Raw genomic sequence first — 11,835 nt, 5'->3', positions numbered from 1 at the left:
ATTTAATCTAAATGTACAAAATTTAAAGGAGTATTAAATTGCTTACAATGTTTTGATAGGAACTGTTTCAATGGTTTATATAAGCAATTACTTGCCTGTCGGCTGATAGGAACGAAGTTCGGTTTTTTATTTTACAAAGTCAAATTTGTTAATAAACCATTTTTACTTTAACACTTTCGGGGTTAAAAAATCACTAATTTTAGATATCAGGTTTTTCCAATCACACAATTATATTAGTAAAATGAACCCCAAGTCTGTTATTAAAGGGCGTGGTGCCCAGCACAATGTACCCAATCGTTTTTTCGAATTAAGTCATGAATTACGTGACGATTTTTTAGAGTTTTGTGCCAGAGAAGGCGAAGAAGCGGACAAAAACAAAACGCTGTATTTACCAGTTTTTCCAAAAACCATAGTCAATAAAGTCACGAGCCCAGATGTGGGTATGGGCTATTCTATGAACATGTACCAAGGTTGTGAGCATGGATGTGTATATTGCTATGCCAGAAATAGTCATGAATACTGGGGCTACAGTGCAGGTTTGGATTTCGAACGGCGCATATTGGTAAAAAAAGATGCGCCAAAGCTATTGGAAGTATTTATCAAACGAAAAAACTGGAAAGCCTTTCCAATAGTGATGTCAGGAAATACAGATTGTTATCAACCAGTCGAAAAACAGTTTGAAATAACCAGAGAATGTTTAAAGGTCTTTTTAAAGTATAAACATCCAGTGGGAATCATCACTAAAAACGCATTAATACTTCGTGATTTAGATATTTTAAAAGCTTTTGCAAAAAACAATTTAATTGCTGTTAATATATCCATTACCTCGCTTTCTGAAGAAACGAGACGTGTTTTAGAGCCTCGAACAGCAACCATAAAAAAGCGTTTGGAAACGGTTAAAGTACTTTCGGAAAATGGCATTCCCGTTAACGTGATGTTGGCACCCATTATACCATCTATAAACAGTCATGAAATTTTGCCCATGGCAAAAAAAGCCAGAGAGGCTGGAGCCTTATCTATTGCACATACTCTAGTTAGGTTAAATGGAGCAATAGGCGAAATTTTTACAGAGTGGATAAAAAAAACCATGCCTGACCGAGCAGACAAAGTATTGCATCAAATAGAAAATTGTCATGGTGGCAAACTAAACGATTCGCGGTTTGGTAAACGGATGGAAGGAGAAGGAGAAATAGCGAAACAGATTCATAGTTTAATTAAATTGGCAAGGCGCAAATACTTTAAGGACAAAGCCATGCCAAAATTGAATACTGATCTCCACGAGGAATACAAAGATGGACAATTACGGTTGTTTTAAAAACACAAAAGCCTCTTTCCCAACACAGAAAGAGACTTTTGGCTTAATACAAACTAACTTAATCGTTAATATTCAATATAAATTTAGGGTTTCTTCAAACATGTGGTTTTCACTAAACATAACTACTTTATAACTGCCTTTTCGCTTTTCAGAAAGCTTAAGAATCGTTTTTAGAATCATATCTCCACTCAATGTTTCTGTATAGATCAAATCGTAACCACCCATGCCATTTTCATAAAAGAGCTTGATTTTAAGAGGTTGCTTATTTAATGTTAATTGCGAAATCAAAATTTTGGATCCCTTTAACGTCACATAGGGTTTATAGAAATTTGTAGCATTCTCACTTGGAAAAGTGATTGAATCGGCATTGACATTGAAGGGTTTCACGTTAATTTCCAAATCTTTGACCAATTCAAAAAAGTAACTTCCTTGAGGCAAAAATGTAAAGTCAAACTTTTTTGAATAATAACCAGATTTGCTGATTTCTTCCGTATAAATTATTTCATCATTAATGTTTTTAAGATGTAATAAAGACCCTTTTTTTACATTTTTAAAAGTAATGTAGGATTCCTTGGCTCTTAAATCATTTTCAAATGTAGTTTTCTCTGTACTATAACCGAATAGCACAGTAAATAATGTCACTAATAATAGATTGTTTTTTAGTACGTGTTTCATGACTTTGGGTTTTTTGGATTGTACTTCGTGTTAATGGTTCAAAGATAGTGTACATATACAGGTACAAAAACAGCTATTTTAACAAGTTTGTATGTTATTTTAACGCATAATACGAACACTAAACACATTAATGTTAATATAGAACACATTTTAGTTAAATTTGTATATAAGTTTCTTGTTTCAAGAAATTAACTTTGTGCAAAGCCAATCCATGAATACTAAAAAACCGGCATTAAAAAAATTAAGCACTGATTTTGGTTATTCGCTTCTTGTGGAACAACATAAGGAGCGAACAGACAATAAGCTGGCTTTTTGGCATTTCCATCCAGAAATTGAATTGCTATATGTTAATAAGGGGTTTGGGAAAAGACATATTGGGAATCACGTATCGTATTTTAATAACAGCCAATTGTTGCTCATAGGTTCTAATTTGCCCCATAATGGATTTACCGATGGGATGACAACTAATGGGAAGGAAACCCTGGTGCAATTTAAACCTGATTTTTTGGGCACGGATTTTTTTAATGTACCAGAAATGACAGCTATTAATAAGCTTTTTGAAAGGGCTAAAAAAGGAATATTATTCAACATTGAAACGAAACAAGCTGTTGGTCCTAAAATTGAGGATTTGATTGATTACAAGGGCTTTGACCGAATTATTAAACTTTTAGAAGTTTTACAGGAATTGGCATTAACAGAAGAATACAGGGTACTTAATTCTGATGGGTTTGATTTTGAAACCGAACCACAAGATACGGCTAAAATTGATAAGATTTATAAATATGTAAATTCTAATTTCAAAAAACACATAAGCCTAGATGATATGGCCTATGAAGTGAGCATGACAGTTCCGGCATTTTGCAGATATTTTAAACGCGTAACGGGCAAAACATTTACGCAACTGGTAAACGAATACCGTATTGTCCATGCAACCAAATTACTTAATGAAAGCCAATTGAGTATCACCGATATTTGCTTTGAAAGCGGTTTCAATAATTTTTCCCATTTCAACAAGCTCTTCAAACAAGTGATTGGAAAAAGCGCTTCCGGTTACAGGAAGGATATGAAACAAATGATTGTTTAAAAACCTATCCATTATTTATTGCCATCCCATTCAGCATAAAACTGTTTCAGATAAGACAACATAAAATCATGGCGCTTTTCGGCAAGTTTTTTACCCGTTTTGGTGTTCATCATATCTTTGAGTAATAACAATTTCTCGTAGAAATGATTTAACGTTGGTGCCGAGGAAGTTTTATATGCTTCCTTACTCATATTAAGATCAGGCTTGATTTCCGGATCGTAAATGGCTCGGTTCTTAAAACCACCATAATTAAATGCCCTTGCTATTCCTATGGCTCCCAATGCATCCAATCGGTCTGCATCTTGCACAACTTCCAGTTCTTTGGAGTGAAATAAACGGTCTTTTCCTAACGATTTGCTAAAGGACATATTGGCAATAATGTTGACTACATGCTCAATAACTTCAGATGATACATTTTCCTGGAATAAAAACTCCCGTGCTTTTTTTGGACTAATGGTTTCATCACCGTTATGAAACTTGCTGTCAGCAATATCATGTAATAAGGCAGCCAATTGAACAACTTGAAGATTAACGTTTTCCGTTTGGCTAATTAATAAGACGTTTTTATATACACGTTCAATATGAAACCAATCATGACCTCCTTCAGCGTTTTTTAATTGGTCTTTTACAAAATCAATGGTTTTGTCTATTAATTTTAAATTGTCCATATTTTGAAAATTCCGTTAAGGTATAATCAGGAATTTTTATACAACGGGTTCAACCCATTTAAAGTGGAAAGCGTTTTCAGGAATTCTCATACGTTCAGAAAGCCTTGTTAATCTTGAAGGTAATTTCATGAGATAATCTCTGGCTTTTTCAGCTTCATCGGTCAGGTTGGTGATTTTTTCTATTTCCCAGCGTTGTATAAGTTTTTGTAGAATATCTACATAGTCTTGTGAGGTGTAAACACCAATTCGCTGTGCTGTATTTGAGAACTCTTCAAAAGCGTCGCTAATCTTACCGCCAGATTCTCTTAAGAAGTGAGCAGGCATCGTGATTTTGCGTTTCATCATATGTTGAAAAGCTATCATCATTTGGCTAGGATCTACCTTAAAAATGCGTTCAACAAACTCACAATAGGCATTATGATGGCGCATTTCATCCCCTGAGATGATTTTGCACATTTTAGCCAATTGTTTGTTGCTATTTTGTTTAGCTAATTTGGCTACGCGATTATGTGAAATATAAGTGGCCAATTCCTGAAAACTGGTATATAAAAAGTTTTTATAGGGATCACGATCGGTTCCAATGTCAAAACCATCAGCAATAAGATATTGGGTGGTTTTTTCTATTTCCTTCATATTAACACGACCAGTTAAATAAAGATATTTGTTAAGCACATCACCATGTCTATTTTCTTCAGCAGTCCAATGACGCACCCATTTTCCCCAAGAATTTCTACCTACCTGATCAATACCTTCAACGTCCATAAGCCATGACTCGTAGGTTGGCAAGGCTTCTTCAGTAATCATATCACCTACTAAAACAACCCAAAAATCATAAGGGAGTTCTTTGGAAAGTTCTCGTATTTCTTTCACCTCTTCCAAAAACGCATCACTTTCAGAATTTGGCAAAAAATCGGTCGGTTGCCAAATTTTTTCAATGGGGATTAGATATTTTTCTATGAGGGCATCTACGTCTTTTTCCAAAAACTGCATGACTTCTAATCTGACATTCTTTAAGGACATAACAGGGATTATTAGGGGTTTATACTCGAAGCGATAACTGTTTCAATCTCTTTAATGAGCTTATCTCTATCTACAAAGGTAGCCAATTTGATGGGTTTATGTACGGTTAGGGTAACAAAGGCACCCAATCCCATAGGGAATTTACCATACTTAAACAGCTTCCAGGAATTATTGATCGTAATAGGGACAATAGTAGCTGAAGGAATTTTTTTGAACAAAATATCTAAACCTTTTGTTTGAAAAGGTTTCATTTTACCGTCTTTGCTTCGTGTACCTTCGGGAAAAATAACAGCCGTTCTATTATTCTCTTCAATGTATTGGCCAAATTTCATAATGGCAGGTAAGGATTGCCTGGGGTTTTTTCTATCAATTAAAACAGATCCGCCATGGCGCAAATTATAGGAAACACTCGGAATCCCTTTACCCAATTCTTTTTTGCTTATAAATTTGGGATGATACTTTCGCATATACCAAATTATGGGTGGAATGTCATACATGCTTTGGTGGTTGGCAACAATGATTAATGGCTGGTTCGTTTCAATTTGATAGGAATTGACAAACTTATAACGTGTCCCTAAAATATTGGTACACCTCATAATAAAAAACTGTAACCAATCAACACTGATCTTGTGCGCTTTATAACCTAATACATTAAAGCAAAACCATTGTATGGGATGAAAAATGACCAATGTTAACAAGAAACAAATGGCATATATTGTTGAAAGTATATAAGCGAGAATTTTAATCATGCCCAAAATTAAAAAACCACGTTGAATAACGTGGTTTTTATTTTAAAAAAGATAGTAGCTATCTAGCAATGTTCGTTATAGGCATCAATCAAATTTTCGGCAATCAATTCAGCTGGTCGCCCTTCAATGTGATGACGTTCTAACATATGAACCAATTCACCATCTTTGAATAAGGCCATACTTGGTGAGCTTGGTGGAAATGGGATCATATATTCGCGTGCTTTGTCAACAGCTTCTTTATCGACACCTGCAAAAACGGTTACAATATGGTCCGGTTTTTTAGCATTTTGCAAACTCATTCTAGCACCAGGACGTGCATTGGCCGCAGCACAACCACAAACCGAATTAACAACTACCAATGTGGTTCCTTCTTTGGCTAAAGCCCTATCAACAGCTTCAGGAGTATGTAATTCTTCAAAACCTACATTGGTTAAATCTTCGCGCATAGGTTTTACTAATTCTGCTGGATACATATATTATAAATTTTTAAGATTAATATTTAGATGTTGCAAAGATACCAATTGTGTAACAAATTAAACAGTCAATCTACTAACAAATAGTATATTTACAGATAAATAAAATTGATAGTTAGATGAGTTTTTCTAAATGGATAGGAGCGTCTTTAGGCTGGTCCTTTGGTGGGCCAATAGGTGCCATTATTGGCTTGGCATTGGGAAGTATTGTTGATGCGATGGCAGACGGCAATCAAAGTCCGTTTTTAGGTCAGGGTGAAGGTAGAAACAGACAACGACAATCAACCAGAACTCGAAATCAGTCACAACCCCAAACTCAATCAGGCGATTTTGAAGTGAGCTTGTTGGTTTTGGCATCCATTGTAATAAAGGCAGATGGCAAACAAGACCAAAAGGAATTGGATTTTGTGAGACAGCAGTTTGCGAGCATGTACGGAAAAGAACGTGCCAACCATGCCTTCAAATTATTCAAAAACATCAGTAAACAACAAATATCGACACGTCAGGTTTGTTTGCAGATTAAACAAATGATGGATCATCCATCACGTTTGCAGTTGCTTCATTTTCTCTTTGGTATAGCCAAAGCAGATGGCTATGTTACGGAAGATGAGGTTAAACAGATTTATACCATTTCAGGTTATTTGGGAATAGGTTCCAGAGACTATGAAAGTATTAAAGCGATGTTTTATAACAGTACGGATAATGCTTACAAAATCCTTGAAATTGATAAAGGTGCATCAGTAGCTGAAATTAAAGCAGCTTACCGTAAAATGGCCAAAAAATACCATCCAGACAGAGTCGTGCATTTAGGAAAAGAGCATCAGGAAGGCGCTGAAGAAAAATTTAGACAGGTGCAGCAGGCTTACGAGCAATTGCAAAAAGAAAAAGGATTTTAAGATGTATTACCTAATCGGAACCATAGCCATTTTTGTTCTTGCCTATATTATGATTAAACTATCTATTAATACCAAAGAAAATCCTGATTCCCAATTAGGTATTAAGGACCATCCTAGTACTTATAAAAAACAAGATATTGAAATGGTAGATAAAAATATTTCAAGTACTGAAAATCATTCATCTTAAGAAATCGATTAATTTTTCAAAATTTTTGAGGTGACCTTTTTACGATTTGACCATTAAGTAATAAAACGTTTAATGAACGATAAAAAAATATTACAGTGTTTAAAAAATGGTCAACGCGAAAAGGCTTTTACGAAACTTTATCAGTTGTATCCTAAAATTGAAAACTTAATCCTATCTAAAGGTGGACAGAAACAGGATGCATCCGATGTTTTTCAGGAATCCCTTATAATTTTGTATCGGAATTTAGAAAAATCAAATTTCAAGCTTACATCATCATTCTACACCTACTTGTATTCTGTTTCAAGATTTGTTTGGAGCGATATGCAAAAAAAGGAATCTAAATTACCTTCTAACCCACTGAATGAAAATGAAGAAACCATTACAAAAACTATTCATGAAGAAAAGCAATTTCAATTAGCCGAACTAGCTTTTTCTGAATTAGGAGAACGCTGTAAAAAACTCTTACTATTGTTTTATCACAAGCGCATGTCGTTTAAAGATATTGCTAGAGTGATGCAATTTTCAACCGAAAAAATTGCCAAAAACCAGAAGTATAAGTGCTTGTCTAAAGCTAGAGGTATTTACAAGAACAAACAACAAACCGTCCAATCCTAAACTCCAGAAATCATGAAAATAGATATAAATCATATTGAGCTAATTAATAAATACTTAAACGGAGAACTTTCACTTTCTGAATCTCAAATTTTTGAAGAACGATTAAATACAGATAACGAGTTTAAGGAATTGTTTGACGAACAGAAAACAATAATTCAAGGTATTAAGCGCACTGGATTGAAAGGAGATATTGCTATTGCGAAGCAACGTTATCTTACGACTAAATGGTTAAAAATCATTGGGGTTTTAGGAACCACAATTGTGGCTCTAATTGTAGCAGGAATTTTATGGTTTAACAAGCCAAATTCCGAACCCACACCAATCCAAAACAACATAACTTTAGAATTAGAAGAAGTACCTAAAACAGAAACTTCTTCTGCACCAGAGTATGAAGTTTTAGATACTCGGACAGATACTTTAAAAACAGTTGAGCCACCTATCGCCAACATTGAATCTAATGATTCAGCAAATAAAGAAGAGCTAAATCAAATAAAAGAAGCAGCAGAAGAAGTGGCCACGATTCAAAATGATTCTTTGATTGAAAATGAGCCTGTAGAAGCAATCAATACAAGCCATCAATCCTTAAATTCATTTTTTGAAGCTGTAAAAAAGAAACCACAGGTCATTGAAATAAATGTTGAAGAGGAAACATCCCTTACACTTGATGAGGGAACAATAATTACAGTGCCAAAACATGCCTTTATTGAAGAAAAAACAAACCAACTAGTTCGTGGTACAATTCAATTAGAGGTTACAGAATATTATAAGCTTTCGGATATACTTCTTGGGAATTTATCAACCACATCAAATGGAGAAACTTTGGAAACAGGAGGTATGTTATACATTAATGCAACAAAAAACAACAAAAAGTTAAAGCTACAAAGACAGATTACGTTAGCCTTTCCATTTACTAAGCACAAACCAGATATGCAGTTGTTTTCAGGCAAAGAAAACGATGATAACATTAATTGGATTCCAGATGGTAATAGAACGATAAAATCAATTTCCTTTGAGGCAATTGAACACAATGTAGAGGTTCCATTTAATATTGTTGAAAATGTTCCTGTATTTCCTGGCTGCCAAGGTGAAAACCAAGAATTGAAAGATTGTTTTAATACCAAGATGAAAGATTTTTTGACTCAAAACTTCAATCTTGAAATTACTGAAGAATTGAATTTAACTGGAAAGAACAGAATCAATACTTTTTTTAAGATAAATGAGAACGGTAATGTAACAAATGTAAGAATTAGAGCTTCAAGTGTAACATTAGGAGAAGAAATGATGCGTGTCATTAAATTGTTACCAAAATTTCAGCCAGCACTTCAAAGAGGCAAACCAGTAAAGGTCCCATATTTCATGCCATTTGAAATTGATTTTCCAGGAAGAGATAAGAACTTGCCAATGGTTACAGTAGGTTCAGCTGCTTTTGAAGATGATTTAATTACGGCCAAAGATTCAATAAGATTAGACCCCAACAATTTTAATGCTTATTATGCTTCTTCTTATGCATTTTCTAATGCTAATTTAGGTTGGATTAATTGTGACCGATTTGTAAGAGGTTGGAAAAATAAAATAAAATATAAGTTTAAAGTCAAAAATGCTGAAGGTGCAAACGTAAAAATGGTTTTCAAATCCTTAAGTTCTATTTTACCTGGTAAGACAACTAATAATGAACTGGATTTTGGCCTTCTTCCAAAAGAGGAAGATGTAGTTTTAGTAGCTATAAAAAAGATAGCAGACACATTTTATTTAGGAGTCAAAGAGACCCAAATTACAGAAATATCAGAGCTGGAATTTGAGTTTAAACCAGTAACAATTGAAGAATTGAAAAATGAAATGATTAAACTTAACCACTTATTTAATTAACCACGAAATAAAAAGAAGTCATCTTTCATATCTTCAATTTGGGTATCTTGATTGGTAATGATATAATCAATAGCTTGAGAAGTAAACTCGTCTCCTTTTTCAGTTAAGGAAACAATATGACTATCTATGGTAATCATGTTGTTTTTTAGCGCCAAATCTACAACCGTTTTGGCGCGAATTTTCTGCCAATTAATATGCTCTCGGAGATGATTGACATGGCGCTCGTTTTCTTCGGTGTGATTTTTTAAGTGTAATAAAAAGGTAAGAAGTGATACTTCAATTTTTTGCTGTTTCTCACGATACATTACGGCGATTAGGCCTTTGCTAGGTGCAAATAAATAAACAATGAAAAATAATAATCCCAACATAGTGGTTATAGAACCTGAAATTGAGGCATCTAACCAATGGGCAACCCAATAACCTGAAATGGCACTGAAAACCCCAAAAACAATTGACAATAACAGCATTTTTTTCAAGTCAGTTGTCAAAAGATAGGCACTGGCGGCTGGAGCAATCATCAAGGCAACGACTAATATAGCACCAACGGCATCAAAAGCACCAACCGTAGTTATTGACGATACAGTCATTAATCCATAATGAATAACTACAGGAGAAAATCCTAATGATGTGGCCAATCCGGCATCAAAGGTGCTTAATTTTAATTCTTTAAAAAAAGCAAAAAGTAATGCTATGGTTATCAAAAGTATCATACCAATAATCCATAAAGATTTGGGGCCAATATCCATACCAGAAACAATGAGTCTATCAAAGGGTGCAAAAGCGAGTTCGCCAAGCAAAACAGCATCAACATCCAAATGCACATCATTCGCATTTTTCGCAATCATAATGACCCCAATACTGAATAATGCTGGAAACACTAAACCAATTGCTGTATCCTCTTTAACAAGCCCAGTTTTCTGAATTTGTTCAACTAAAACAACCGTAAAAACACCTGTTACTGCGGCTAGCAATATTAACAAAGGGGAGTTGAGGTCTTGGGTAATGAAAAAGCCAATAACCAAACCAGGCAATATAGAATGGCTAATAGCGTCGCTAATCATGGCCATTTTCCGGAGCACCAAAAATGTGCCAGGGATAGCACATGCTACTGCTACCAAACTAGCTATAATTTGTATTTCTATTTGCGCGCTACTCATCTTTTTTAAGTTGTTGATTGTATAAATTAGCAGCCGTATCAAATCCTTCGGCAGTTAAGCTCCACATATTACCGTGCAAAGTCACATAGTTTTTATCTACCAATTTTTTTAAGGTGCCTTTAGTGTAACCCTGAAAATCGTTTAATATTTTGATGGTGTGCGGATGCGAAATATTCTCGTGACTTTTAGCAATATGATACATAAAAGCTAAAGTTTTATGGAGCTCTAAATCACGACGGTTTTTGATAAACCGAATTTGCCGGAATAACAAGCCGCGATTAGGTGAAAAAATAAATGAAAACATGACAAATACAGAAGCTACAATCACAATAACTGGCCCTGTAGATAAGTTATTTTGTGTAGCACTAATTGCGGTGCCAAACACTCCAGAAAACGCTCCAAAAATGGCAGCTAAAAAGACCATGGTGCCCAATTTATTTGTCCACTGCCTTGCAGCAGCAGCAGGAGCTAACAACATGGCACTCATTAAAACAACACCAACAGTCTGTAGCCCTAAAACAATGGCCAAAACAATAAATGACGTTATCAGAATGTCAATTGTTTTGGTATTAAAGCCTAGTGTATTGGCATAGTCTTTATCAAATAACAAGATTTTGAATTCTTTCCAAAATAGCACTAGTACCAATAGGCATAATCCTGTTATCAAAGCCATTAGCCACACATCGCTTTCAACCAATGTTGCTGCCTGGCCAAATAAATATTTATCTAGCCCTGCTTGGTTAGCATTGGGCTGTTTTTGAATAAATGTCAATAATAACATGCCAAAACCAAAAAATATAGATAAAATAAGCCCTAAAGCAGTATCTGACTTCAAGTGGGTTTTATTAATGATACCACGAATCCAAAAGGTTCCTATCAATCCACTTCCCAAAGCTCCCAATAAGAGAATATTGCTGTCTTTAGTACCAGTCAACAAAAAGGCTATGGCTATTCCGGGTAATGCCGCGTGAGATATGGCATCTCCCAATAAACTCTGTTTCCTTAAGACAGCAAAACTCCCCAACATCCCAGTTACGGCACCAAGGATAGCTGTACCAAGGGTGATTGTTCGTAATGTGTAATCGTTAAAAACGAGCTCTATGTATTCTTGAAAGTCTATTGTTTAAAAA

General features: G+C 34.8%; 13 protein-coding genes. 6 read left to right on the top strand and 7 right to left on the bottom strand.

Annotated elements, in window-relative coordinates:
• The first annotated feature begins 241 nt into the window (after nt 1-241).
• On the top strand, nt 242-1,315 hold the full coding sequence (locus ACKXGU_RS08115; protein ID WP_463464844.1) for a PA0069 family radical SAM protein: 1,074 nt from the start codon (nt 242-244) through the stop codon (nt 1,313-1,315).
• Nucleotides 1,316-1,387: 72 nt separating this feature from the next.
• Here the strand turns inward: ACKXGU_RS08115 and ACKXGU_RS08110 are convergent, their stop codons facing one another.
• A complete protein-coding gene (locus tag ACKXGU_RS08110; RefSeq protein WP_463464843.1) occupies nt 1,388-1,990 on the bottom strand; it encodes a hypothetical protein in 603 nt (200 codons plus the stop codon).
• Between the two features lie 211 nt (nt 1,991-2,201).
• Between ACKXGU_RS08110 and ACKXGU_RS08105 the strand changes: the two genes are divergently transcribed.
• Nucleotides 2,202-3,074 carry an AraC family transcriptional regulator gene (locus ACKXGU_RS08105; RefSeq protein ID WP_463464842.1) on the top strand — a complete coding sequence of 291 codons (873 nt, stop codon included), beginning with the start codon at nt 2,202-2,204 and terminating at the stop codon, nt 3,072-3,074.
• A gap of 11 nt (nt 3,075-3,085) precedes the next feature.
• Here the strand turns inward: ACKXGU_RS08105 and ACKXGU_RS08100 are convergent, their stop codons facing one another.
• The 4 genes from ACKXGU_RS08100 to ACKXGU_RS08085 form a co-directional block, all read right to left on the bottom strand.
• The gene (locus ACKXGU_RS08100) at nt 3,086-3,742 is read right to left on the bottom strand and encodes an HD domain-containing protein (protein ID WP_463464841.1); all 657 of its coding nucleotides are present in this window, start codon (nt 3,740-3,742) and stop codon (nt 3,086-3,088) included.
• Nucleotides 3,743-3,778: 36 nt separating this feature from the next.
• Entirely contained in the window at nt 3,779-4,762 is a 984-nt protein-coding gene (locus ACKXGU_RS08095) for an acyl-ACP desaturase (RefSeq protein ID WP_463464840.1), read from the bottom strand.
• Nucleotides 4,763-4,773: 11 nt separating this feature from the next.
• Nucleotides 4,774-5,511 (bottom strand): lysophospholipid acyltransferase family protein, encoded by a 738-nt coding sequence (locus ACKXGU_RS08090; protein WP_463464839.1) that lies wholly within the window; start codon nt 5,509-5,511, stop codon nt 4,774-4,776.
• A 62-nt stretch (nt 5,512-5,573) separates the two neighbouring features.
• Nucleotides 5,574-5,984 (bottom strand): BrxA/BrxB family bacilliredoxin, encoded by a 411-nt coding sequence (locus ACKXGU_RS08085; RefSeq protein WP_463464838.1) that lies wholly within the window; start codon nt 5,982-5,984, stop codon nt 5,574-5,576.
• 119 nt (nt 5,985-6,103) lie between these two features.
• On the opposite strand from ACKXGU_RS08085, the gene ACKXGU_RS08080 reads away from it, so the two are divergent.
• From ACKXGU_RS08080 to ACKXGU_RS08065, 4 genes are all read left to right on the top strand, one after another.
• Nucleotides 6,104-6,880 carry a TerB family tellurite resistance protein gene (locus ACKXGU_RS08080; protein ID WP_463464837.1) on the top strand — a complete coding sequence of 259 codons (777 nt, stop codon included), beginning with the start codon at nt 6,104-6,106 and terminating at the stop codon, nt 6,878-6,880.
• 1 nt (nt 6,881) lies between these two features.
• Nucleotides 6,882-7,067 carry a hypothetical protein gene (locus tag ACKXGU_RS08075; RefSeq protein WP_463464836.1) on the top strand — a complete coding sequence of 62 codons (186 nt, stop codon included), beginning with the start codon at nt 6,882-6,884 and terminating at the stop codon, nt 7,065-7,067.
• A 72-nt stretch (nt 7,068-7,139) separates the two neighbouring features.
• Nucleotides 7,140-7,682, top strand: coding sequence for an RNA polymerase sigma factor (locus ACKXGU_RS08070; protein ID WP_463464835.1), 543 nt, complete (start codon nt 7,140-7,142; stop codon nt 7,680-7,682).
• 12 nt (nt 7,683-7,694) lie between these two features.
• Nucleotides 7,695-9,548, top strand: coding sequence for an energy transducer TonB (locus ACKXGU_RS08065; RefSeq protein ID WP_463464834.1), 1,854 nt, complete (start codon nt 7,695-7,697; stop codon nt 9,546-9,548).
• Here ACKXGU_RS08065 and ACKXGU_RS08060 read toward each other — a convergent pair.
• Entirely contained in the window at nt 9,545-10,705 is a 1,161-nt protein-coding gene (locus ACKXGU_RS08060) for a metal ABC transporter permease (protein WP_463464833.1), read from the bottom strand. The two genes, ACKXGU_RS08065 and ACKXGU_RS08060, sit on opposite strands and share 4 nt — an antisense overlap.
• Nucleotides 10,698-11,825: a metal ABC transporter permease gene (locus tag ACKXGU_RS08055; RefSeq protein ID WP_463467417.1), complete on the bottom strand. Its 1,128-nt coding sequence runs from the start codon at nt 11,823-11,825 to the stop codon at nt 10,698-10,700. Before ACKXGU_RS08055 ends, ACKXGU_RS08060 begins: the two co-directional genes overlap by 8 nt.
• Nucleotides 11,826-11,835: the final 10 nt, after the last annotated feature.

The organism is Hanstruepera sp. CR43, from assembly GCF_055227665.1.
The sequence above is the reverse complement of the archived record's forward strand: the minus strand, read 5'-3'. Positions and strand labels throughout refer to the sequence as shown.